This window comes from Pseudomonas oryzae (assembly GCF_900104805.1).
Taxonomy (GTDB): domain Bacteria; phylum Pseudomonadota; class Gammaproteobacteria; order Pseudomonadales; family Pseudomonadaceae; genus Geopseudomonas; species Geopseudomonas oryzae.
This window is the reverse complement of the sequence record NZ_LT629751.1, coordinates 1,130,815-1,153,169: the sequence shown is the minus strand read 5'-3', so window position 1 is coordinate 1,153,169 and position 22,355 is coordinate 1,130,815. Positions and strand designations below refer to the sequence as shown.

At 67.7% G+C, this 22,355-nt stretch carries 20 protein-coding genes; 2 read left to right on the top strand and 18 right to left on the bottom strand.

Annotated elements, in window-relative coordinates:
- Window positions 1-91: 91 nt before the first annotated feature.
- The 12 genes from BLT78_RS05270 to BLT78_RS05215 form a co-directional block, all read right to left on the bottom strand.
- Complete coding sequence (locus BLT78_RS05270) at window positions 92-838, bottom strand: hypothetical protein (RefSeq protein ID WP_090347956.1); 747 nt, start codon at window positions 836-838, stop codon at window positions 92-94.
- Window positions 839-1,131: 293 nt separating this feature from the next.
- Entirely contained in the window at window positions 1,132-1,761 is a 630-nt protein-coding gene (locus tag BLT78_RS05265; RefSeq protein WP_090347955.1) for a CoA transferase subunit B, read from the bottom strand.
- 2 nt (window positions 1,762-1,763) lie between these two features.
- Entirely contained in the window at window positions 1,764-2,459 is a 696-nt protein-coding gene (locus BLT78_RS05260; RefSeq protein WP_090347954.1) for a CoA transferase subunit A, read from the bottom strand.
- A 116-nt stretch (window positions 2,460-2,575) separates the two neighbouring features.
- On the bottom strand, window positions 2,576-3,586 hold the full coding sequence (locus tag BLT78_RS05255) for a YeiH family protein (protein WP_090347953.1): 1,011 nt from the start codon (window positions 3,584-3,586) through the stop codon (window positions 2,576-2,578).
- The gene (locus BLT78_RS05250; RefSeq protein ID WP_090347952.1) at window positions 3,583-3,912 is read right to left on the bottom strand and encodes a Rieske (2Fe-2S) protein; all 330 of its coding nucleotides are present in this window, start codon (window positions 3,910-3,912) and stop codon (window positions 3,583-3,585) included. The genes BLT78_RS05255 and BLT78_RS05250 overlap by 4 nt, the downstream gene beginning before the upstream one ends.
- Window positions 3,909-4,568, bottom strand: coding sequence for a DsbA family oxidoreductase (locus BLT78_RS05245; protein ID WP_090347951.1), 660 nt, complete (start codon window positions 4,566-4,568; stop codon window positions 3,909-3,911). Before BLT78_RS05245 ends, BLT78_RS05250 begins: the two co-directional genes overlap by 4 nt.
- The gene (locus BLT78_RS05240) at window positions 4,565-5,896 is read right to left on the bottom strand and encodes an MFS transporter (RefSeq protein WP_090347950.1); all 1,332 of its coding nucleotides are present in this window, start codon (window positions 5,894-5,896) and stop codon (window positions 4,565-4,567) included. The genes BLT78_RS05245 and BLT78_RS05240 overlap by 4 nt, the downstream gene beginning before the upstream one ends.
- A 158-nt stretch (window positions 5,897-6,054) precedes the next feature.
- Window positions 6,055-7,107 (bottom strand): BKACE family enzyme, encoded by a 1,053-nt coding sequence (locus BLT78_RS05235; RefSeq protein WP_090347949.1) that lies wholly within the window; start codon window positions 7,105-7,107, stop codon window positions 6,055-6,057.
- Between the two features lie 79 nt (window positions 7,108-7,186).
- Entirely contained in the window at window positions 7,187-8,035 is an 849-nt protein-coding gene (locus BLT78_RS05230) for a TauD/TfdA dioxygenase family protein (RefSeq protein ID WP_090347948.1), read from the bottom strand.
- An 11-nt stretch (window positions 8,036-8,046) separates the two neighbouring features.
- A complete protein-coding gene (locus tag BLT78_RS05225; RefSeq protein WP_090347947.1) occupies window positions 8,047-9,027 on the bottom strand; it encodes a quinone oxidoreductase family protein in 981 nt (326 codons plus the stop codon).
- A gap of 245 nt (window positions 9,028-9,272) precedes the next feature.
- The gene (locus BLT78_RS05220; protein ID WP_090347946.1) at window positions 9,273-10,328 is read right to left on the bottom strand and encodes a BKACE family enzyme; all 1,056 of its coding nucleotides are present in this window, start codon (window positions 10,326-10,328) and stop codon (window positions 9,273-9,275) included.
- A gap of 50 nt (window positions 10,329-10,378) precedes the next feature.
- Window positions 10,379-11,227, bottom strand: coding sequence for a TauD/TfdA dioxygenase family protein (locus tag BLT78_RS05215; protein ID WP_090347945.1), 849 nt, complete (start codon window positions 11,225-11,227; stop codon window positions 10,379-10,381).
- A gap of 354 nt (window positions 11,228-11,581) precedes the next feature.
- Here BLT78_RS05215 and BLT78_RS05210 point away from each other — a divergent pair, with 354 nt between their 5' ends.
- The gene (locus BLT78_RS05210; RefSeq protein ID WP_090347944.1) at window positions 11,582-12,511 is read left to right on the top strand and encodes a DMT family transporter; all 930 of its coding nucleotides are present in this window, start codon (window positions 11,582-11,584) and stop codon (window positions 12,509-12,511) included.
- Window positions 12,512-12,527: 16 nt separating this feature from the next.
- Here BLT78_RS05210 and BLT78_RS05205 read toward each other — a convergent pair whose 3' ends face one another.
- Both BLT78_RS05205 and BLT78_RS05200 read right to left on the bottom strand, forming a co-directional pair.
- Window positions 12,528-12,869: an FKBP-type peptidyl-prolyl cis-trans isomerase gene (locus tag BLT78_RS05205; RefSeq protein WP_090347943.1), complete on the bottom strand. Its 342-nt coding sequence runs from the start codon at window positions 12,867-12,869 to the stop codon at window positions 12,528-12,530.
- Between the two features lie 85 nt (window positions 12,870-12,954).
- Complete coding sequence (locus tag BLT78_RS05200; RefSeq protein ID WP_408003092.1) at window positions 12,955-15,120, bottom strand: TonB-dependent receptor plug domain-containing protein; 2,166 nt, start codon at window positions 15,118-15,120, stop codon at window positions 12,955-12,957.
- 394 nt (window positions 15,121-15,514) lie between these two features.
- Between BLT78_RS05200 and BLT78_RS05195 the strand changes: the two genes are divergently transcribed.
- On the top strand, window positions 15,515-17,632 hold the full coding sequence (locus BLT78_RS05195) for a TonB-dependent receptor (protein WP_090347942.1): 2,118 nt from the start codon (window positions 15,515-15,517) through the stop codon (window positions 17,630-17,632).
- 119 nt (window positions 17,633-17,751) lie between these two features.
- Here BLT78_RS05195 and BLT78_RS05190 read toward each other — a convergent pair whose 3' ends face one another.
- Genes BLT78_RS05190 through BLT78_RS05175 form a run of 4 tightly spaced genes read right to left on the bottom strand, consistent with a single transcriptional unit; the run spans window position 17,752 to window position 22,330 of the window.
- Window positions 17,752-19,386 carry an electron transfer flavoprotein-ubiquinone oxidoreductase gene (locus tag BLT78_RS05190; RefSeq protein WP_090347941.1) on the bottom strand — a complete coding sequence of 545 codons (1,635 nt, stop codon included), beginning with the start codon at window positions 19,384-19,386 and terminating at the stop codon, window positions 17,752-17,754.
- Between the two features lie 13 nt (window positions 19,387-19,399).
- The gene (locus tag BLT78_RS05185; protein WP_090347940.1) at window positions 19,400-20,839 is read right to left on the bottom strand and encodes an NAD(P)(+) transhydrogenase (Re/Si-specific) subunit beta; all 1,440 of its coding nucleotides are present in this window, start codon (window positions 20,837-20,839) and stop codon (window positions 19,400-19,402) included.
- A gap of 1 nt (window position 20,840) precedes the next feature.
- Window positions 20,841-21,155, bottom strand: a complete 315-nt coding sequence (locus BLT78_RS05180) for an NAD(P) transhydrogenase subunit alpha (RefSeq protein WP_041506114.1) — start codon at window positions 21,153-21,155, stop codon at window positions 20,841-20,843.
- Between the two features lie 11 nt (window positions 21,156-21,166).
- Window positions 21,167-22,330: a Re/Si-specific NAD(P)(+) transhydrogenase subunit alpha gene (locus BLT78_RS05175; protein ID WP_090347939.1), complete on the bottom strand. Its 1,164-nt coding sequence runs from the start codon at window positions 22,328-22,330 to the stop codon at window positions 21,167-21,169.
- Window positions 22,331-22,355 lie beyond the last annotated feature (25 nt).

Genomic DNA, 22,355 nt, shown 5'->3' with positions numbered 1-22,355 from the left:
TATCGGCATGGTGAAACGGGCAGCCTGTCGGCCGGTCTCTCGGCAGCGCCTCGCCCGCCGGGTCAGGTTCCCGGCGGCGGGCCCTGCCCGCTCAGGGCCTGCGCTGCGCCACGGCCAGCGCCAGCTCGTCGAGGTCGGTGACCGCGCGGCCGAGATAGAACTCGGCGCCGCCGCTGGCGCGCTTGTCGGCCTTCTGCACCTGGACGCGGACGAACTGGTAGCTGCCATGCAGCTTGCCCAGGGCATCGGCGTGCTCGGGGTACTGCTGGCGCAGCCGGCCGAAGCGCTCCTCGATGCCCTGGTCGAGCGTCTGCAGCTGCTCGGCGGACAGCAGCCACTGCTCCTTGTCGGTCACCGGGTAATGGCGCAACTGGTAGTCGAACAGGAAGCGGGCCAGCGCCCGGCTCTGCTCGCCGAACAGCAGCGCCGACGCCTCGCCCGGCAGCCCGCGCTGCTCGCGGAGATAGGCGGCGCCGGCCGCCTCGCGCAGCGCCTGCTGGTGAACCAGCAACTGGCGCACCAGCAGCGGATACTCCTGGCGGCGCACCGGCGGCAACTCCTCGAGCTGGCTGAACACCTGCTGCATGGCCTGCACCGGCCTGGCCAGCTCGGGCGGCTGACCGAGCTGCTGCACGTCGGTCTTGAGGATCTGCAGGTGCTGGAATACCGAGGTGAGCAGGCGCGGATCGGGCGTGCGATCCTTGGGGTTGAAATACAGCATGGCACTGGCGCCGAGCAGCTGGCTGCGGCTGTCCAGCTCGCTCAACTGCAGGGCGCTGCGCTCGTCGGCCCAGAGCGGCGAACAGAGCAGCAGCAGCCCGCAAAACAGCACTTTCATTCGCATCATCCCAACCCTCTTGTCTTGTTGTTATCTCAGGTCGTGCGGCCGATCCATGGACCGGCGGGGTGCCTGTGCGCACCGGCGCCCAACGCGGGGGACGCCGAGTAAAACAGCCGCGGAACTGCCTGCCCCCCCCCTGTGGCAGGGGGTGCAGGACACAGGGACCCGTTCCCGCTCGCGCAGGATCGGGGGCGAGCAGGCACCTTGGCGTCCGTGGTAACGCAGCAGGGCTCGCCTCGCGAGCCCTCGATACCCGGCCTGGCCAGACGGGTGAAGCGTGGCTCGGGCGCTCAGCGCAAAATGCTGCAGCCGGTCGCCGCCTGCAGCGCGTCGAAGTCGACGCCCGGGGCCATCTCCACCAGCCGGAGGCCCTCAGGGGTGACGTCCAGCACGGCCAGGTCGCTGATGATGCGGTCGACCACGCCGACGCCGGTCAGCGGCAGGTCGCAGCGGGCGAGGATCTTGTGGTCGCCGTTCTTCGCGGTGTGCTCCATCAGCACCACCACGCGGCGCACGCCGGCCACCAGGTCCATCGCCCCGCCCATGCCCTTGACCAGCTTGCCGGGGATCATCCAGTTGGCCAGGTCGCCCTTTTCCGACACCTGCATGGCGCCGAGCAGGGCTAGGTTGATGTGGCCGCCGCGGATCATCGCGAAACTCTCGGCGCTGTCGAAGAAGCTGCTGCCCGGCAGGGTGGTGACGGTCTGCTTGCCGGCGTTGATCAGGTCGGGGTCGACCTCTGCCTCGGTCGGGAACGGGCCGATGCCGAGCAGGCCGTTCTCGCTCTGCAGCCAGACGTCCATGCCTTCGGGGATGTAGTTGGCGACCAGGGTCGGCAGGCCGATGCCGAGGTTGACATAGAAGCCGTCCTGCAGCTCCAGGGCGGCGCGCTGCGCCATTTCTTCGCGGGTCCAGGCCATGTTCAGTTCCTCACCGTGCGGACTTCGATGCGTTTTTCCGGGTTGGCGTTGAGCACCAGACGCTGCACGTAGATGCCCGGCAGGTGGATCTGGTCGGGGTCCAGCTCGCCGATCTCGACGATCTCCTCCACCTCGGCGACGCACACCTTGCCGGCCTTGGCGCACAGCGGATTGAAGTTGCGCGCGGTCTTGTCGAACACCAGGTTGCCGGCCTTGTCGGCCTTGGCGCCCTTGATCAGCGCCACGTCGGCGGTCAGCGCGCGCTCCATCACGTACCACTCGCCGTCGAACTGACGGGTCTCCTTGCCCTCGGCGACGATGGTGCCGTAGCCGGTGCGGGTGAAGAACGCCGGGATGCCGGCGCCGCCGGCGCGCAGCTTCTCGGCCAGGGTGCCCTGCGGGGTGAACTCCAGCTCCAGCTCGCCGGCTAGGTACTGGCGTTCGAACTCCTTGTTGCCGCCCACGTAGGAGGAAATCATCCGGGCGATCTGCCGGCTGAACAGCAGCGGGCCGAGGCCGAAGTCGTCGACCCCGCAGTTGTTGCTGATGATGGTGAAGCCCTGCTTGCCGGTCTCGCGCAGTGCCGCGATCAGCGCCTCGGGGATGCCGCACAGACCGAAGCCGCCGACCGCCAGGGTGATGCCGTCCGCGACCAGCCCGTCGAGGGCGGCCTGGGCGTTGGGATAAAGCTTGTTCATCGCATCGTCTCTTTCTTGTTGATTACACGCAGCCCGGGAGTCCGCTGTAGGGGCGAATTCATTCGCCTTGGCGAGGCAATCTGGCGAATGAATTCGCCCCTACGACGTCCCTGCGATCACAGGACCCAGTGCATCAGCGCCAGCACCAGCGCGACTAGGAAGGCGGTCTCGCCCACCATCAGCAGGATCGGCTTGATGCCCACCGAGGCCAGCTCCTTGAGCTGGGTCTTCATGCCCAGCGCGCTGATCGAGATCACCAGGCACCAGCGCGACAGCTCGTTGACCCCGCCCTGCACCAGCGTCGGCACCCAGCCGGTGCTGTTGACGCAGGCGAGGATCAGGAAGCCGACGGCGAACCAGGGCAGCAGCGGCGGGCGCTTGCCGGTTGGGTCGGCGCCCTGCATGCGGGTGATCATCGCCGCGCAGACGATCACCGGCAGCAGCATGGCGACGCGCATCAGCTTGACCACGGTGGCGGTGTCGCCGGTCTCCGGGGACATGCTGTAGCCGGCACCGACCACCTGGGCGACGTCGTGGATGGTGGCGCCGAGGAACACCCCGGCGTCCTGCGGCGACAGGCCGAACCAGTTGGCGATCATCGGGTAGAGGATCATCGCCACGGTGGACAGCGCCGACACGCCGATCACGGTGAACAGGGTGGCGCGTTCCTTCTGCGGGTGGTTGGGCAGCGCGGCGGACAGCGCCAGCGCCGCCGAGGCGCCACAGATGGCGGTGGCGCCACCGGTGAGCATGCCGAACAGGCGCTGGAAGCCGAGCGCCCTGGCCGCCACCACCGACACGCTGATGGTCACCGCCACCAGGATCACCACCAGCGCCACCGGCTTCCAGCCGAGGCCGGCGATCTGCTCCAGGGTGATGCGCATGCCCAGCAGGCACACGCCGATGCGCAGCACGGTGCGCGCGGTGAACTCGATGCCGACCTTGCACTTGCCGTCCGCCGACAGGAAGTTGAGCGCCATGCCGAGCAGCAGGGCGAACAGCATCACCGGCGCGCCGTAGTGCTCGGAAAGGAAGGTCGCCGCCGCGGCGACGATCAGGCTGACCGTGAAGCCCGGCGCCAGTTCGCGCACGCGGCTGGGGATGGAAACGAGAGCGATGGCGCTCATGGCGCGGACTCCTCGGAAGCGATGACGATGAACAGCCGGCCGTCTGCCTGCACCTCGACCGGATAGCGGGCGACCTTGAGCGCGGTCGAGTTGAGCAGGTAGCCGCTGGCCAGGTCGAAGCGCAGGCCGTGGGCGCAGCACTGGATCACCCGCCCGTCCAGGCGCCCGCCGCACAGCGAGGCCCCCTGGTGCGGGCAGCCGTCGTCGATGGCGTAGAACTGGCCGGCGACGTTGAACAGCGCCAGGCTCTTGCCGTCCGATTCGATCAGCGCGCGCGCGCCGGGCGCCGGCACCCTGGCGGCCGCCACTTCGATGTGGCGGGTCATGCCGGCTGCTCCCGGCGCGCCAGCGCGGCGTGCATGGCGCCGAGCAGCACCTCGGTCGACTGCGCGCCGGATACCGTCAGCTGGCGGTCGAAGACGAAGCACGGCACGCCGCCGGCGGCCATGCCGGCCGCCTCGCCGAAGAACGGAGCGCCGTCGCCGCGCAGGGCGTCGGCCAGGTCCGTCGTGGCGAAGCCGCAGTCTTCAGCAATCACCAGCAGGGTGGCGGGATCGCCCAGATCCTCGCCGTTGTGGAAGTAGGCGGCGAACAGGCACTCGAGCAGGTCCTCGACCTTCTGCGCGGTGCCGATGGCGGCGGCGCGCTGCAGCAGGCGGTGGGCGTCGGCGGTGTTGGGCATGCGCAGGATGCGCGCGAAGTCGATGTCCACCCCGGCGGCGCTGGCTGCCTCGCGCACCTGGGCCTGGCGCAGGCGCACGGCCTGCTCGCTGCCGAGGCGGCGCAGGTAGAACTCGGCGAACGGCACGCCCGCGGCCGGCAGGTCCGGCAGCAGCTGCACGCCATGCCACTCCAGTTCGACCTTCACATCCGGCCGGGTGGCGCGCAGACGGGCCAGCGCGCGCTCCAGCTGGCGCTTGCCGATCAGGCACCAGGGGCAGATGAAGTCGAAGAACACCTCGATATGCAGCGGCTGGCTCACGACTGGGCCTCCAGCGCGGCTTCGCTGGCGCTTTCCTCGACGCCCTCGCCCTTCAGGCGGGCCATGTCGTTCAGGTAGTAGCGCTTGGCGTAGAAGAACACCGCCGCCGCCGCGATGCTGACCAGCGGCACCAGCTGGAAGGCGTTGTCCAGGCCGATCAGGTCGGACACCTTGCCGGTCAGCAGCGGGCCGGTGGCCAGGCCCAGCAGGTTGTTGGCCAGGGTCAGGGTGGCGAACGCGGTGCCGTGCACGGTGTAGTGGGTCAGGTTGGCGACCATCGCCCCGGCGAGACCGGTGGTGCCGGCGGCGATCAGCATGCCCAGGCAGATCAGCGCCAGCTGGGCGGTGCCTACCGGCAGGGCGAAGGCTGCCGACAGCAGCAGGCAGCTGCCCAGGCAGTAGCTCATGGCCAGGCCGATCTTGCGATCCGGACGGTTGCGACACAGGCGGTCGCTGAGCATGCCGCAGAGGATCATGCCGACACCGCTGCACAGCACGATGATGGCGGCGACGCCACCGGCCTGGTCGGTGCCCATCCCGTAGTAGCGGCTCAGGTAGCTGGGCATCCAGACGATCACGGTGCCGCCGACGAACAGCTGCAGGCCGCTGCCGACGTAGGCGCAGATCACCGAGCGGCTGGAGTACAGAGTACGCAGCGGGCGCTGGGCCTTGAGCGCCGCCTTGCTGGCGGCGTCGACGATGCGCTGGGGCGCGATCTTCGCCTCGCGCACGATGATCGGATAGAGCAGCGCCAGGGCCAGGCCGAAGAACGCCATGCCGGCGAACGCCCAGCGCCAGCCGAAATGCTGGGCCATCACCCCGCCGAGGGCCATGCCCAGCACCGAGCCGAACATGCCGCCGGAGATGAACGCGCCGGACAGGGTGGCGCGCATCTCGCGCGGGAACACCGAGACCACCACGGCGATGCCGACGCTGCCGTAGGCGGCCTCGCCGACGCCGACCAGGAAGCGGGCGACGAACATCTGCTCGTAGCTCTCCGCCACCGCGCAGCCGAGGGTCGCCAGGCTCCACAGCACGGCCATGATGGTCAGGCTCCTGACCCGGCCGAAGCGGTCGGCGAGCAGCGACAGGGGGAAGGTCAGCAGGCCGACCATCAGCGCGACTATGCCGCTGAGCAGGCCGAGCTGGGCGTCGGAGAGCGCCCATTCGCCCTTGAGCATGGGGAATACGGCGTTGAGCACCTGCCGCGACATGTAGTCGGAGATCAGCAGGCCGAAGGTCAGGGCGAAGACGATCCAGGCGTAGCGACGCGGGATGCCGATGGAAGTGTCCTCGCCGTCGTCGGCGGTGGGATGGTAGCCGGCCATGCTGCCTCCTTAATCTGTGTTTGGCGCGTGTCTTGTTGTTATGGGTCATGCCTGACCGGGTTCTGCAAAGGCTTCGCCACAAGGGTGAAGCCTTTGCACAACCTGTATGAAGAGCGTAGAGGGGGCGGGAAGCCTGTGGCCTCCCTCCCGCTCAGGGATCAGCCGCGCTGCGGCACGCCCTTCTGCCCCGGCTTGCGGTTCGGCGCCATGCCGTTGGCCAGCAGGGTTTCCTCGACGCTGTCGTACTGCACGCCGATGCGGTAGATCTCGCGCGCTTCCTTGCCGTTGGCCACTTCGCGGCCCAGCTCGTGGGCGACACGCACGCACTGCTGGATCTGCTCGACCGAGGTCATGCGCTGGCCGTGCTGGCCGACGATGGTGTCCTCGATGCCGCAGCGCGGGTGCAGGCCCATGGACATGGCCATCATGTTGAACGGCAGCACGTTCTTCAGCAGCGACTCGGCGGTCAGGGTGCAGCCGTCCGGCGCACGGTGGATGAAGTTGAAGAAGTTGAACGGGTTGGGGCCGTCGAAACCGCCGCCGATGCCGATCCAGGTCAGGTTCAGCGGGCCCTTGTAGACGCCCTTGCGCACCAGGCGCTCGAGGGTTTCCAGGGCGTGCATGCCGGTCAGCTGGAAGTGCGGCTGGATGCCGTTGGCGCACAGGCGCTTGAGGTGCTCCTCGACCCAGGCCGGGCCGGCCGGCACGGTCATCTCGCTGTAGGCGGCCTGGTAGGCCGGGTTGGCCAGGGAGGTGCCTTCCAGGTATTCCGGGTAGAGCAGCTCCATGATGTTCATCTGGGTGGTGTTGATCGCCACGGTGACCTGATCGGGCTTGGGGGTCAGCTCGGCGAGCATGTGGCGGGTGTCGTCGGACAGCCACTTGGCCGCCTCGCCCTCGCCTTCCGGCGCGAAGGAGATCGAGCCGCCGACCTGGATGATCATCTCCGGCACGGCCTCGCGCACGCCCTTGATCAGCTCGTTGAACTTGGACAGGCGCTTGGAGCCGGTGCCGTCCAGCTCGCGCACGTGCAGGTGCAGCACGGTGGCGCCGGCCTCGTAGCAGTCGACGGCCTTCTGCACCTGCTCGTCCATGGTCACCGGGATGTCTTCCGGGAAGTCGGCGGGCATCCACTCGGGGCCGTAGGGGGCGACGGTGATGACCACCTTCTCCATGTTCTCGGGGTGCAGGGAATCGTCGAAGAATTGCATGTTGTAGTCCTCGGTCTTGTTATCTGGCCGCCCCGGTCGGGCCGGGGCGGCGCTGGCATGCACGCAGGTGACGCGCGATTCAGAACGGCTTGTCGCCGATGATCCCGGCGCGCTCCATCTTGCGATGGCACGGCGGGTAGTCCATGACGGCGTAGTGCTGGGTGCTGCGGTTGTCCCAGATGGCGATGCTGTTGGGCTTCCAGCGCCAGCGCACCTGGTACTCCGGGATGTACGCCTGGCTGATCAGGTAGCGCAGCAGGTCGCTGCCGCCCATGTTGTAGTCCTGGCCGAAGCGCACGTGTTCCGGGGTGTGGTAGTTGCTGAAGTGGGTGGCGAAGGCATTGACGAACAGCACCTTCTCGCCGGTTTCCGGATGGGTGCGCACCACCGGGTGCTCGGCGTCCGGGAACTGGGCCTTGAGCGCCAGGCGCTTCTCGATCGGCATCGCCGCGCCGAAACTGGCTTCGATGCTGTGGCGGGCGCGCAGGCCCGCGATCTTCGCCTTCACCTCGTCGGGCAGGCGCTCGTAGGCCAGCACCATGTTCGCCCACATGGTGTCGCCGCCCACCGGCGGGCACTCCACGCAGCGCAGCACGCAGCCCAGCGGCGGCGCCTCGCGCCAGGTGGCGTCGGTGTGCCAGGCGTTCTCGTAGCGGTCCATCGGCTGGTCGGGACGCTTGTAGATCTGCACCAGGCCCGGATGCTCCGGGTCGCTGCCGGCCACCGGGTGGTCCTCCAGCTCGCCGAAGCGGCGGGCGAAGGCCACGTGCTCGGCGCGGCTGATGTCCTGGTCGCGCAGGAACAGCACGCGATGCTTGAGTAGCTGGGCGCGGATCTCGGCGAACAGGCCGTCGTCGTGGATGGCGTCGGCCAGCCTGACGCCGACCAGCTCGGCGCCGATGGCGCAGGTCAGTTGTTCGACTTGCATGGCGGGCCTCCTCAGATGACGAAGATCGACGAGCCGGTGGTCTTGCGCGACTCCAGGTCGCGGTGGGCTTCCACGGCGTCCTGCAGGGCGTAGTGCTGGTTGATCTCGATCTTGATGCGGCCGCTGCCGACGTGGTCGAACAGCTCGCCGGCCAGGTCGGCCTTCTCGGCCGGATCGGCGATGTAGTCGGCCAGCGCCGGGCGGGTCAGGTACAGCGAGCCCTTCATCGCCAGCAGCACCGGATCGAAGGCCGGGATCGGCCCGGAGGCGGTGCCGACGCAGACCATCAGGCCGCGGCGCTTGAGCGAGTCCAGCGAGGCCATGAAGGTGTTCTTGCCGACGCTGTCGAACACCACGTTGACACCGACGCCGTCGGTCAGCTCGCGGACGCGCTTGGCGACGTCCTCGTGGCTGTAATTGATGGTGTGGTCGCAGCCATGGGCGCGGGCGACTTCCGCCTTGGCCTCGGTGGACACGGTGCCGATCACGGTGAGGCCGAGCAGCTTGGCCCACTGCGAGACGATCAGGCCGACGCCGCCGGCGGCGGCGTGCAGCAGGACGGTGTCGCCGGCCTTGAAGTCGTAGATGCGGCGCATCAGGTAGGCCGAGGTCAGGCCGCGCATGGTCATCGCCGCGGCGGTCTCGAAGGCGATGGTCTCCGGCAGCTTGATCAGCGGCGCGGCCGGGATCAGGCGCTCGGTCGAGTAGGCGCCGAGGGTGTTGAGGAAGCCGGTGTAGGTGACGCGATCGCCGACCGCCACGTTGGTCACGCCCTCGCCCACCGCTTCCACCACGCCGGAGGCTTCCACGCCCATGCCGTTGGGCAGCGGGATCGGGTAGGTGCCGTTGCGGAAGTAGGTGTCGGCGTAGTTCAGGCCGACCGCCACATGGCGCAGGCGGACCTGACCGGGACCGGGTTCGCCGACTTCGACATCCTCGTAGCGCAGAACCTCGGGACCACCGGTTTCATAGAAGCGTACGGCTTTGGCCATGCTTGTCTCCCAAATGCATTCTTGTTGAGCACTGCCGCTCGTGTAACAGCGAATTTAGGGAGTTGCCCTGCCCGGCGCTTCTCATCGGGCGACAGCGATTTTTCATTTCATGACAACCGCTGGGGATTCCTGCCCCTCCGCGCGCCGCATGCAAAAAAGCCGGCAGGCGCGGCAGGCCTGCATCTGCATGCAGGTCCTGCCGGGCGTGCCGGCAAGGCTCAGCTCAGCGCTGGCCGCTCAAGGAATCAGGCGTGCTGGGTAAAGCCCACCTGCCCCGGCTTGCGATTGGGGGCGAAGCCGTTCCTGGCCAGGGTCTCGTCGGCGTCCTTGTAGAAGGTGCCGATCCTGTAGATCTCGCGCGCCTCCTGGCCGTTGGCGACCTCGCGGCCGAACTCGCGGGAGAGGCGCACCAGCTGCTCGATCTGCTCGACGGTGGTCATCTTCGCGGTCTGCTTCTGGTTCCAGATGTTGTCCTCGATGCCGCAGCGCACGTGCAGGCCCAGGGCGATGGCCATCATGTTCAGCGGCAGCACGTTGCGCATGCTGGTTTCCAGGGTCAGCACCGAACCATCCGGGCAGGCGCGCACGAAGTTGGCCAGGTCGTAGGGGTTGGGCGAGTCGAAGCCGCCGCCGATGGCCACCCAGGTGAGGATCAGCGGCACGTTGCACACGCCGCGACGCATCATGCGCTCGACGGTGTTGAGCTGGGTGATGTTGGCCAGCTGGAAGTGGGTCTGGATGCCCTTGGCGGAGAGGCGGCGGATGTGCTCCTCGACCCAGGCGGGACCTGCCGGGATGGTCATCTCCTGGTAGGCCTTGAGCATCGCCGGCTCGGCCAGCGAGGTGCCGCGGATGTCGGCGGCGGTCATCTGCTCGCAGACGTTCATCTGGTTGGTGTTGATGGCGATGGTCACCTGGTCCGGCGTCGGGGTCAGCTCGGCCAGCATGTGGCGGGTGTCGTCGGACAGCCACTTGGCGACGTCGCCGTCGTTCTCCGGGGCGAAGGAGATCGAACCGCCGACCTGCAGGATCATCCCCGGGCACGCCTCGCGGATGCCGGCCAGCAGTTCGTTGAACTTGGACAGGCGCTTGGAGCCCTTGCCGTCCTCCTCGCGGACGTGCACGTGCAGCACGGTGGCGCCGGCGTTGTAGCAGTCGACCGCCTTCTGGATCTGCGCCTCCATGCTCACCGGGATGTCTTCCGGGAAGTCGGAGGGCATCCACTCCGGGCCGTAGGGCGCGGCGGTGATGACCAGTTTCTGCATGTTTTCGACGAACAGGGAACCATCGATGAAGTTCATGGCGTTTTCCTCGGATTGCTCGGTGTTGTGCTTGTTGTGCTGTTCGGATTTCAGAAGGGCTTGTCGCCGACGATGGCCGCGCGCTCCATCTTGCGATGGCACGCCGGGTAGTCCATGACCGCGTAGTGCTGGGTGCTGCGGTTGTCCCAGATGGCGATGCTGTTGGGCTTCCAGCGCCAGCGCACCTGGTACTCGGGGATGTAGGCCTGGCCGATCAGGTAGCGCAGCAGGTCGCTGCCGCCCATGCTGTAGTCCTGGCCGAAGCGCACCCGCTCCTTGGTGTGGTAGTTGGTGAAGTGGGTGGTGAAGGCGTTGACGAAGAGGATCTTCTCGCCGGTTTCCGGGTGGGTGCGCACCACCGGGTGCTCGGCGTCGGGGTACTGCGCCTTCATCGCCAGGCGCTGCTCGAGCGGCATGGCGGCGGCGAAGGACGACTCGAAGCTGTGGTTGGCGCGCAGGCCCTCGATCTGCTCCTTGATCTCCAGCGGCAGACGCTCGTAGGCCAGCGCCATGTTGGCCCACATGGTGTCGCCACCCACCGGCGGGCACTGCACGCAGCGCAGCACGCAGCCCAGCGCCGGGGTCTCGCGCCAGGTGCCGTCGGTGTGCCAGGCGTTCTCGTAGCGGTCGATCGGCTGGTCGGGGCGCTTGTAGATCTGCACCAGACCCGGCGCTTCCGGATGGGTCGGCGCCATCGGATGGTCTTCCAGCGCGCCGAAGCGGCGGGCGAAGGCCACGTGATCCGGACGGGAAATGTCCTGATCGCGCAGGAACAGCACCTTGTTCTGCAGCAGCAGGCCCTTGATCTCGTTGAACAGGCCGTCGTCGTGGACGGCATCGGCGAGGTTCACGCCGATCAGCTCGGCGCCGATACTGCAGGTGAGTGGTTCTACGCGCATCTTGTTGTTCTCCTCAGGCGAAGGTCGGTTGCAGCGACCGGGCGAGGCGCCGGATGGCGGGGCTTGCCGGTCAGGCCGTGAGGAGGAATTTAGGGAGGCGCCAGGCCGTCGACCTTTCATTCGGCGACAGCCGTTTTTCATTTCATGACTGACCCCGGGGATTTCCCGGGGGATTGGCTGCAGCGTTGATCCACGTCAGTTTTTGCGAGATGCGCGGTGCACGGGGCAGCGCAGTCCCGGGCGCCGCGGCGGCCAGGATGGCATCGGCGCTACGGGGCGGGGGGTTTTCCGCTGGCGGGCGCGCCGCCGCCGCAGGACAATGTGCGCCCTTGTTCCATGCCTGCGGAGCGCACCGTGGATTCGCGCAGCCCCCTCGATAGTCAGGCCGTCGGCCTGATGCTTCTCCTCTGCCTGATCTGGAGTATCCAGCAGGTCGTCCTCAAGGCGACGGCGGCCGACTTCTCGCCGATGCTGCAGATCGCCCTGCGTTCGGGGATCGCCGCCGTACTGCTGATGGCCCTGATGCGCCTGCGCGGCGAGCGCATGAGCCTGGATGACGGCATCTGGCAACCCGGCCTGGCCGCCGGCGCGCTGTTCGCCTTCGAGTACATGCTGGTCGGCGAGGCCCTGCGCCACACCCTTTCCGGCCATGTGGTGGTGTTCCTCTACACCGCGCCGGTATTCGCCGCCCTCGGCCTGCACTGGAAACTGCCCGCCGAGCGCCTGGCGCCGTTGCAGTGGCTGGGCATCGGCCTGGCCTTCGCCGGCATCGCCCTCGCCTTCCTCGGCGGACTCGGCGGCGACTCCGCAACGCTGACGGACATCCTCTGGGGCGACTTCCTCGCCCTGCTGGGCGGCGCCTGCTGGGGCGCGACCACGGTGCTGGTGCGCAGCACGCGCCTGTCAGCGCTGCCGGCCAGCCAGACGCTGCTCTACCAGCTGGCGACGGGCTTCGCCCTGATCCTGCCGGCGGCCCTGCTGTTCGGCCACACCACCTTCGTGCCGAGTAGCGCGGTGTGGGCCAGCCTGGCCTTCCAGTCGGTGCTGGTGTGCTTCGTCAGCTTCCTGATCTGGTTCGCCCTGCTGCGCCGCTACCTGGCCTCGCGCCTGGGCGTGTTCTCCTTCCTCACCCCGCTGCTCGGCGTGCTGTTCGGCGCCTGGCTGCTCGGCGAGCCGGTCGAGCCCGGCTTCCTGACCGGCGCCCTGCTGGTGGTCGCCGGCATCGTGCTGGTCAGCGGCTACGGCTGGCTGCGCCAGCTCGCCGGCCGCGTGGCGCCGGGCTGAGCGTTGGCCGCGACGGTCAGTCGTCGCGGGTCAGCACTTCCAGCAGCTCGATCTCGAAGATCAGGTTGGAGTTGGGCTTGATGTGCGCGCCGATCTGCCGCTCGCCGTAGGCCAGGTGGGCCGGCACGAACAGTCTGCGCTTGCCGCCGACCTGCATGCCCATCAGCCCCTGGTCCCAGCCCTTGATCACCCGCCCGGTGCCGATCACGCACTGGAAGGGCCGGCCCTTGTCCCAGGAGGAGTCGAACTTGGTGCCGTCCTCCAGCCAGCCGGTGTACTGGGTGGTGATCAGGGCGCCCTTGACCACGGCCTTGCCGTCGCCCAGCTGGATGTCTTCGATCTGCAGTTCGTTGCTCATGGCTCGCTCTCGTTCGGGCGGCAGCCGCTGCTGGCTGCCGGGGCGGGGGTTTTCGCAGGATTTCCGCGCCATTGCAACCGCTTTACTAGAACGTCAGCTGCGCGCTGAAGTAGACCTGCCGGCGGTCGTCGTAGAGATTTTCCCGCCAGGTCAGCGCCTCGTCGTCCAGACGCTGCTGCAGCACGCCGGCCAGCTCGAGGTCGGTGCGACCGAGGTCGAAGCGCTTGGCCAGACGCACGTCCACCCGCTCGAAGCGCCGCTCGTTGAGCAGGTCGGCGCCGTAGTAGAACAGCCCGCTCGACCAGCCGCGTCCCCAGTCATGCATCCAGCCGCCCGAGCCGCTGTAGCGCGCGGTCAGCCGGCGGTCGCTCTTGTGCGAGGCGTCGAAGTCGACGTAGGCATAGGTCAGGCGCAGGCGGTCGCGGTTGCCGATGCGCCAGTCGATCTCGGTCTCGGCGCCGCGGAACCACATCCAGTTGTTGTTGCTGACCACGAACTCGTTGACGTCCAGCGGTTCGCTGATCATCTGGTGCAGTTCGTCGTTGAAGATCTTGATGTCGATGCTCAGGCCGAAGTCGAAGTGGCCATTGTAGCCGATCTCCCGCGAACGCATGATCTCCTGCTCGAGATCGCCCGAGCCCTTGGCCCAGCCGTAGGCGTACGCGCTGCTGCGCCCCGGCAGGCCGCTCAGGTTGTCCAGCCGGTAGCTCCAGTCGACGTTGTTCTCCTGCATGTCCGGCGAGCGGATGGCCTCGGAATAGACGAAGCGCAGGCCGTGGCGCGGGGTGATCAGGTAGTTGAGCGCCACGCGCGGGGTCAGCGAGTCGCCGCTGAGCCTGTCGTTCTCGTACATGGCGCCGCCCTGCAGCAGTATGTGCTCGGTCAGGTACCACTCCAGGTGGGCGAACAGGCGGCCGATGTCGTTGTCGATCGCGCCGTTGAAGTAGGTCTGCGAGTCGACCCGGTCGTGACGGTAGCCGATGCCGCTGAGCAGGCGCAGATCGGGGGTCAGGCTGAGGGTGTCCTGCACTTCCAGGTCGTAGCGGGTCTCGTCGATGTCCTGATCGGTGTCGCCGCAGACGGCCTCGCTCATCGACGGATCGCTGTAGAACTTGTCCATGATCCGGATCGCCAGCAGGTACATCGGATCGTTCTTGTCGAGGATCTGCTGGGGATTCGGCCCGCGCGGCGGATAGGTCAGCCCGGCATCGATATGGCCGGCAACGTCGTCGAGATAGTCGGGATTCATGGCGAACAGCTTGGCCACATCGGGATCGAAGGCCAGCCGGACGTCGCAGCGGCGCCACGCCTGGCGCCGCTCCCAGCGCTGCGCGTAGGTCTGCACCTGGACGCTGTGCGCGGGCGAGAGGTCGAGGTTCCAGCGCAGCGAACCGGCGAAGTCGCGCGCGGTGACGTCCCTGTCGGTGTCGCCCGGCTCGACGATGTCCTCCAGCAGCGGCTCGTCCTCGTAGTCGTAGTTGCGCTGGTTGCTGCCCTCCTTGGCCGCCAGCTGCCAGTCCAGGCTCTGGCCGCCGGCCAGGTCGTGACTGGCGCTGAGCTGCATGCGCGTGCTGCGCCGGCTGTCGCGGTACTTCTCGTCCCGGTTGGTGTGGTGGAAGCCGTTGTCCTCCTGCCCGGACAGCGACAGGCGGAAGTCGCCGCTGCCGGCCTGGAAGCCCTGGCTGGCGTACCAGTCGTCCACGCCGCGCTCGCCGCGGGTGTACTTCAGGCGGCTGCCCTGGCTGTCGGCCGGACGGCGGGTGATGATGCTGATCACCCCCATCAGGGCATTGGCGCCGTAGCTGACGGTATTCGGCCCGCGGAACACCTCGATGCGCTCGATGTCTTCGATCGCCAGCGGGATGTCGAGCCAGTCGACGGTGGCCAGGCCGGGGCGATACACCGAGCGACCGTCGACCAGCACCTGCAGGCGGCGCGCCTCGGTGGCGCGGCTGCCGTGGTAGTTGACCGTGGCCAGGTTGCTCTCGGCGTAGCCGGTGTGGCCGACCATCATCCCGGGCACCAGGCGCATCAGCTCGGGAATGTCCCGCGCCCCGCTGGCCTCGATCAGCTGGCGGTCGATGACGGTGACGCTGCCCGGCACCGCCGCCGGCGACTGCCTGAGACGGGTGGCGGTGAGCACCTCGGGCAGGGCTTTGCCGTCGAGGAACAGGTCCTCCGCCCAACCGGAAGGACTGGTGAACAGGACGGGCAGCAGCCCGAGCAGGGGCGTTAAGCGGCGAGTGGGCACGGCATGATCTTGGCAGGGACGTAAGGCGCGGAATCTTAACCGACCGGGAGCCGTTGGTCTGCTGCGAACCGAGTGTCATGCGCTCCGACTGCGGCAGGCGCTGCCACCGCTACAGCGCTCATCCGGCTCGGCAGTGCCGTGCCTCGCCCGCTTTACACTCCCCTTACGATTCGTTAATAATTCTCGTTAGCCAAGTAATCGCATCTGTACCCAGCAGCGTCCATCTGCAGCTCAGCCGTTGTCGCTCACGGCAATGGCGACCACGGCAGCCCCCAACCGACCAGGCACCGAAGCACCGCAGGCATGCGGGGCGCGCCGTCGTTCGCCCCGAAAAAACCCGAGCGCCGTCCGGGGCTTCGGGCATCACCACAAATCCAAGATCAGGAGTCGCCACGTGTTCCGCAAAACCCGCCTCTGCCTTTCCATCTCGCTGGTCTGCCTGGCCCTGCCCTGTGCAACGGCCCTGGCCGAAGAGGCTCTCGAGCTGGATACGCTGACCATCAACGCCACCCGCGGCAAGAGCGAAGTCGGCAAGACCCCGCAGAAGATCACCGTGATCACCCGCGAGCAGATCGAGCAGCAGCTGGCGATCACCTCGGATCACGGCCAGGTGCTGAGCAACCTGATCCCCTCCTACTCGCCCAGCCGGCAGAAGCTGAGCAACGCCGGCGAGACCTTCCGCGGCCGCGCGGCGCTGGTGATGATCGACGGCGTGCCGCAATCCACCCCGCTGCGTGCCGGCGGCCGCGACGGCTACACCATCGACCTGTCGATGGTCGAGCGCATCGAGGTGATCCACGGCGCCAGCGCCGAGCACGGTCTGGGCGCCACCGGCGGCATCATCAACTACGTCACCCGTCGGCCGCAGGGTGGCAGCATGACGCAGCACGCCGGCATCAGCCTGGAAGCCTCCGACGACTTCAACGGCGAAGGCATGGGCTACAAGCTGGACTACCGCGTCGAGGGCAGCGAGGGCAACTGGGACTACCTGGCCGCCATCAGCGGCCAGACCCGCGGCATGTTCTACGACGCCGACGGCGAGCTGATCGGTGTCGACGACACCCAGGGCGACATCATGGACTCCGCCAGCACCGACCTGCTGGTGAAGCTCGGCTACTGGTTCGACTCCGAGCAGAATCTGGAACTGATGGTCAACCGCTTCGAGCTCGAGGGCGAGCACGAGTACGTCAACGTGCCGGGCGATCGCGACGCCGGCATCCCGACCACCTCGCGCAAGGGCCAGCCGCCGGGCAAGGCGCCGCAGAACGAGGTACTGGCCACCAGCCTGACCTACAGCAACACCGACCTGGCCGGCAACCAGCTCACCGCGCAGCTGTTCAGCCAGCGTTTCCGCGCCCGCTACGGCGGCAACACCCTGCCCAGCTTCCAGGATCCGGCGATTGCCCCGGTGGGCACCCTGTTCGACCAGTCGCAGAACGAGTCGGACAAGTACGGCGGCAAGCTCAGCCTCAGCCGTGACGACATGCTCGACGGCTACCTCAAGCTCACCGGCGGCCTCGACTTCCTGCAGGACACCACCAGCCAGATGCTGATCGCCACCGACCGCGAGTGGGTGCCGGAGACCGTATTCCAGAACCTCGCGCCCTTCCTGCAGGCCGAGGTGCGCGCCACCGAGCGCCTGACCCTGCACGGCGGCGTGCGCCACGAGTTCGCCGAGCTGGACGTCGACAGCTTCCGCACCATCGCCTCGACCACCAAGCCGGCGGGCGGGGTCAGCGTGGAAGGCGGCAAGCCCGACTTCGAGGAAACCCTGTACAACGCGGGCCTGGTGTTCCGGGTGACCGACTGGGCACAGGTCTTCGCCAACTACTCCGAAGGCTTCGGCATGCCCGATGTCGGGCGCGTGCTGCGCGGCATCAGCCAGCCCAACCAGAGCGTCGACAGCTTCCTCGACCTGCAGCCGATCGTCACCGACAACCGCGAGATCGGCCTGCGCCTGAACTGGCAGGACGTCGACTTCGAGATCAGCTATTTCGAGTCCGACTCCGACCTCGGTTCGCGCCTGCAGAACGTCGGCGGCGTCTATCAGGTGCGCCGCGAGCGCACCGAAATCGACGGCGTCGAGGCCAGCGCCGGCTGGCAGATCAACGACGTCCATCGCCTGCAGGCCAGCTACGCCAGACTCGACGGCGAGTCGGATACCGATGGCGACGGCAAGGTGGACACCGATCTGGACGGCGCCAACATCGCTCCGGACCGCTACGGCCTGAGCTGGCAGGCTAACTGGAGCGACAAGCTGAACAGCCGCGTACAGGCCAACCACTACGCCAGTCGCAGCTTCGAAACCCCCGGCCTGGACTTCGACGGCTACAGTCTGGTGGACGCCTCGCTGGGCTACCAGCTGCCGGTCGGCGCGGTCAGCTTCGGCGTCGAGAACCTGTTCAACCGCGACTACATGACCTACTACGCGCAGGCGGCCAGCACCCGCGACGACCAGTTCTTCGCCGGCCGTGGCCGCACCTTCACCCTCGGCTATCAGGTCAGTTTCTAACCGGTTAGACGCCAGTGGACGGGGAGGCAGCGGCCGGCCGCCTCCTGTTCAGTCCTCCGCAGCACTGCCGGGATCATGCGCCCTCCCCCCTACCTCACTCACATGTTCGGATAGTTCGGTCAGCCGGTTCCCTCCGGAGTCACCCAGGTGATGTTCTGCGCCGGGTCCTTGATGTCGCAGGTCTTGCAGTGCACGCAGTTCTGCGCGTTGATCTGGAACTTCTTCTCGCCGTTTTCCTGGATGACGATCTCGTACACCCCGGCCGGGCAGTAGCGCTGCGCCGGCTCATCAAAGAGCGGCAGGTTCTTCGCCAGCGGGATCGAGGCGTCGGCCAGCCTCAGGTGGCAGGGCTGGTCTTCCTCGTGGTTGGTATTGGAGAGGAACACCGAGGACAGCTTGTCGAAGCTGAGCTTGCCGTCCGGCTTGGGATACTCGATGCGCTGGCACTGGGCGGCCGGCTTCAGGCAGGCATGGTCCGGCTTATTGTCGTGCAGGGTGACCGGGATCTTGCCGCCGAACAGGTTCTGGTCGACGAAGTTGAACGCGCCGCCGAGGATGGCGCCGAACTTGTGGATCGCCGCGCCGAAGTTGCGGCTGCGGAACAGCTCGTCGTACAGCCAGCTGTCCTCGAAGGCCTTGACGTAGTTGTTCAGCTCGTCGCCGCCCTCGCGACCGGCGGCCAGCGCCTCGACGATCGCCTCGGCGGCCAGCATGCCGGACTTCATCGCGGTGTGGCTGCCCTTGATCTTGGCGAAGTTGAGGGTGCCGGCGTCGCAGCCGATCAGCGCGCCGCCGGGGAAGACCAGCTTGGGCAGCGAGTTGAGGCCGCCCTTGCAGATCGCGCGGGCGCCGTAGGCGATGCGCTTGCCGCCCTCCAGGTACTGCCTGATCACCGGGTGGTGCTTGTAGCGCTGGAACTCGTCGAACGGCGAAAGGTAGGGGTTGCTGTAGGACAGGTCGACGATCAGGCCGACCACCACCTGGTTGTTCTCCAGGTGATAGAGGAAGGAGCCGCCCGGGTTGTCGTCGTTCAGCGGCCAACCGGCGGTGTGCACCACCAGTCCCGGCTCGTGTTTGGCCGGGTCGATCTCCCACAGCTCCTTGATGCCGATGCCGTAGTGCTGGGCGTCGGCTTTGGCGTCCAACTGGTACTTCGCGATCAGCTGCTTGCCGATATGGCCGCGGCAGCCCTCGGCGAACAGGGTGTACTTGGCGCGCAGCTCCATGCCCGGGGTGTACAGGCCGTCCTTGGGGTTGCCTGCGTGATCGACGCCGAGATCCCCGGTGACGATGCCGCGCACCACGCCCTTGTCGTCGATCAGCGCTTCCTGGGCGGCGAAGCCCGGGTAGATCTCGACGCCGAGGTTCTCGGCCTGTTGGGCCAGCCAGCGGCACAGGTTGCCGAGGGAGATGATGTAGTTGCCTTCGTTGTGCATGGTCCTGGGCACGGCGAAGTCGGGGATCTTGCTGGCGGCGGAGTCGTTCTTCAGCAGATAGATGTCGTCGCGCTTGACCGGGGTGTTGAGCGGCGCGCCGAGGGCCTGCCAGTCGGGGAACAGCTCATCGAGCGCGCGTGGCTCGAACACCGCGCCGGAGAGGATGTGGGCGCCGACTTCGGAGCCTTTCTCCACCACGCAGACGCTGAGCTCCTGGCCGGCTTCGGCGGCCTTCTGCTTCAGACGGCAGGCGGCGGACAGGCCGGCAGGGCCGGCGCCGACGATGACCACGTCGAATTCCATGTATTCGCGCTGCATGGCTCCCCTCCCCTCAGGCCTCGACCGCCTTGACCATGTCCTCGACCACCTTCTTGGCGTCGCCGAACACCATCATGGTCTTGTCCATGTAGAACAGCTCGTTGTCGAGACCGGCGTAGCCGCTGGCCATCGAGCGCTTGTTGACGATCACGGTGCGCGCCTTGTACGCATCGAGGATCGGCATGCCGGCGATCGGCGACTTCGGATCGGTCTTCGCCGCCGGGTTGACCACGTCGTTGGCGCCGAGCACCAGCACCACGTCGGCCTGGCCGAACTCGGGGTTGATGTCCTCCATCTCGTGCACCTGCTCGTAGGGCACCTCGGCCTCGGCCAGCAGCACGTTCATGTGCCCCGGCATGCGCCCGGCGACCGGGTGGATGGCGTACTTCACCGTCACCCCGCGGTGGGTCAGCTTCTCGGTCAGCTCCATCAGCGCGTGCTGGGCACGGGCCACGGCGAGACCATAGCCGGGGACGATGATCACGCTGTCGGCGTTGCCGAGCAGGAAGGCGGCGTCGTCGGCCGAGCCGGACTTCACCGGGCGCTGCTCCTGGCTGCCGGTCACCGCGGCGCCGGCTTCGGCGCCGAAGCCGCCGAGGATCACGTTGAAGAACGAGCGGTTCATCGCCTTGCACATGATGTAGGAGAGGATCGCACCCGAGGAGCCGACCAGGCTGCCGGCCACGATCAGCATCGAGTTGTTCAGCGAGAAGCCGATGCCCGCCGCCGCCCAGCCCGAGTAGCTGTTGAGCATCGACACCACCACCGGCATGTCGGCGCCGCCGATCGGGATGATGATCAGCACGCCGATGACGAAGGCCAGCGCCACCAGCACGGCAAAGGCGGTCAGGTCGCCGCTGAAGGTGAAGGCCAGACCGAGGCCGACGATGGCCAGGCCGACCGCCAGGTTCAGCCAGTGCTGGCCGGCGAAGGTCACCGGCGCGCCCTGGAACAGGCGGAACTTGTATTTACCGGAGAGCTTGCCGAAGGCGATCACCGAACCGGAGAAGGTGATCGCGCCGATGGCCGCGCCGAGGAACAGCTCCAGGCGGTTGCCGGCCGGGATGGCGTCGCCCAGCTGCGCGACGATGCCCAGCGACTGCGGCTCGACGACTGCGGCGATGGCGATGAAGACCGCGGCCAGGCCGATCATGCTGTGCATGAAGGCGACCAGCTCGGGCATCTTGGTCATCTCCACGCGCTTGGCCATGATCGTGCCGGCGGTGCCGCCGAGCAGCAGGCCGAGGACCACGTAGCCGATGCCGGCGCCTTCGCCCATCTGCGCGCCGAGCTTGTAGATCAGGCCGACGGTGGTGAGCACGGCGATGGCCATGCCGACCATGCCGAACAGGTTGCCCCGGCGCGAGCTGGTCGGGTGCGAGAGGCCCTTGAGCGCCTGGATGAAACAGACGGACGCCACCAGGTAGAGGGCAGTGATCAGGTTCATGCTCATCTCAGTGCGCCTCCGCCTTGGCCGGCTTGTCTTTCTTCTTGAACATTTCCAGCATGCGCCGGGTGACCAGGAAGCCGCCGAACACGTTGACCGCGGCCAGCGCCACGGCCAGGGTGCCCATGGTCTTGCCCAGGCCGGTTTCGGTCAGCGCGGCGGCCAGCATGGCGCCGACGATGACGATGGCGGAGATGGCGTTGGTGACCGCCATCAGCGGGGTGTGCAGCGCGGGGGTGACGTTCCACACCACGTGGTAGCCGACGTAGATCGCCAGCACGAAGATGATCAGGTTGTAGAGACCGTCGGAGATCGGGTCCATGGCGGTGGTCCTTATGCGGTTGCTTGGGAGGCCGGAGCGGTGGCGGCGGGTGCGTTGCCATTGGTCCGCACCAGTTGCCCGTCGGTGCACATCAGGCAGGCGGCGACGATGTCGTCTTCGCGGTTGAGCTGGAACTGGCCGTCCTTGTCGAGGACCAGCTTGAGGAAATCCAGCAGGTTGCGCGCGTACAGGGCCGAGGCATCGGCCGGCACCAGCGCCGGCAGGTTGGTATGGCCGACCAGGGTCACGCCGTGCTTGACCACCACCTCGCCGGGCACGGTCAGCGGGCAGTTGCCGCCCTGGGCGGCGGCCAGGTCGATGACCACCGAGCCGGGCTTCATCGCCGCCACCGTGGCCTCGTGCAGCAGGGTCGGCGCCAGACGGCCGGGAATCAGCGCGGTGGTGATGACGATGTCGGCCTGCCTGGCGCGCTCGTGCACGGCCTTGGCCTGGCGCTCCATCCAGGATTTCGGCATCGGCCGCGCGTAGCCGCCGACGCCCTGGGCGCATTCGCGCTCTTCATCCGTTTCGTAGGGCACGTCGACGAACTTGGCGCCGAGCGATTCCACCTGCTCCTTGACCGCCGGACGCACGTCCGAGGCCTCGATCACCGCGCCCAGGCGCTTGGCGGTGGCGATCGCCTGCAGGCCGGCGACGCCGGCGCCGAGCACCAGCACGCGGGCGGCCTTCACCGTACCGGCGGCGGTCATCAGCATCGGCATGAAGCGCGGGTAGTGGTTGGCGGCGAGCATCACCGCCTTGTAGCCGGCGATGTTGGCCTGCGACGACAGCACGTCGAGGCTCTGCGCGCGCGAGGTGCGCGGCGCGGCCTCGAGGGCGAAGGCGGTGATGCCACGCGCGGCCATGCGCGCCAGGTTGGCGGTGTCGAACGGGTTGAGCATGCCGACCAGCACGGCGCCGGGCTGCATCAGCGCCAGCTCGTCAGCACTGGGCGCGACGACCTTGAGCACCAGGCCAGCGCCGAAGGCTTCGGCGGCCGAGCCGATGCGCGCACCGGCGGCGACATAGGCGTCGTCGGGGACGCTGGCAGCAATACCGGCGCCGGACTGGACGACGACCTGATGGCCCTGGCCGACGAGTTTCTTCACCGTTTCCGGCGTGGCGGCCACGCGGGTTTCGCCGGCGTGGGTTTCGCGGGGAATACCTATGCGCATTCCACTCTCCTTGATTTCTGGGCGT

Excerpts from the sequence above, each read along its gene's own strand:
- BLT78_RS05270 (WP_090347956.1), bottom strand. The coding sequence starts at position 838 with ATGAAAGTGCTGTTTTGCGGGCTGCTGCTGCTCTGTTCGCCGCTCTGG.
- BLT78_RS05265 (WP_090347955.1), bottom strand. The coding sequence starts at position 1,761 with ATGGCCTGGACCCGCGAAGAAATGGCGCAGCGCGCCGCCCTGGAGCTG.
- BLT78_RS05260 (WP_090347954.1), bottom strand. The coding sequence starts at position 2,459 with ATGAACAAGCTTTATCCCAACGCCCAGGCCGCCCTCGACGGGCTGGTC.
- BLT78_RS05255 (WP_090347953.1), bottom strand. The coding sequence starts at position 3,586 with ATGAGCGCCATCGCTCTCGTTTCCATCCCCAGCCGCGTGCGCGAACTG.
- BLT78_RS05250 (WP_090347952.1), bottom strand. The coding sequence starts at position 3,912 with ATGACCCGCCACATCGAAGTGGCGGCCGCCAGGGTGCCGGCGCCCGGC.
- BLT78_RS05240 (WP_090347950.1), bottom strand. The coding sequence starts at position 5,896 with ATGGCCGGCTACCATCCCACCGCCGACGACGGCGAGGACACTTCCATC.
- BLT78_RS05235 (WP_090347949.1), bottom strand. The coding sequence starts at position 7,107 with ATGCAATTCTTCGACGATTCCCTGCACCCCGAGAACATGGAGAAGGTG.
- BLT78_RS05230 (WP_090347948.1), bottom strand. The coding sequence starts at position 8,035 with ATGCAAGTCGAACAACTGACCTGCGCCATCGGCGCCGAGCTGGTCGGC.
- BLT78_RS05225 (WP_090347947.1), bottom strand. The coding sequence starts at position 9,027 with ATGGCCAAAGCCGTACGCTTCTATGAAACCGGTGGTCCCGAGGTTCTG.
- BLT78_RS05220 (WP_090347946.1), bottom strand. The coding sequence starts at position 10,328 with ATGAACTTCATCGATGGTTCCCTGTTCGTCGAAAACATGCAGAAACTG.
- BLT78_RS05215 (WP_090347945.1), bottom strand. The coding sequence starts at position 11,227 with ATGCGCGTAGAACCACTCACCTGCAGTATCGGCGCCGAGCTGATCGGC.
- BLT78_RS05205 (WP_090347943.1), bottom strand. The coding sequence starts at position 12,869 with ATGAGCAACGAACTGCAGATCGAAGACATCCAGCTGGGCGACGGCAAG.
- BLT78_RS05190 (WP_090347941.1), bottom strand. The coding sequence starts at position 19,386 with ATGCAGCGCGAATACATGGAATTCGACGTGGTCATCGTCGGCGCCGGC.
- BLT78_RS05185 (WP_090347940.1), bottom strand. The coding sequence starts at position 20,839 with ATGAGCATGAACCTGATCACTGCCCTCTACCTGGTGGCGTCCGTCTGT.
- BLT78_RS05180 (WP_041506114.1), bottom strand. The coding sequence starts at position 21,155 with ATGGACCCGATCTCCGACGGTCTCTACAACCTGATCATCTTCGTGCTG.
- BLT78_RS05175 (WP_090347939.1), bottom strand. The coding sequence starts at position 22,330 with ATGCGCATAGGTATTCCCCGCGAAACCCACGCCGGCGAAACCCGCGTG.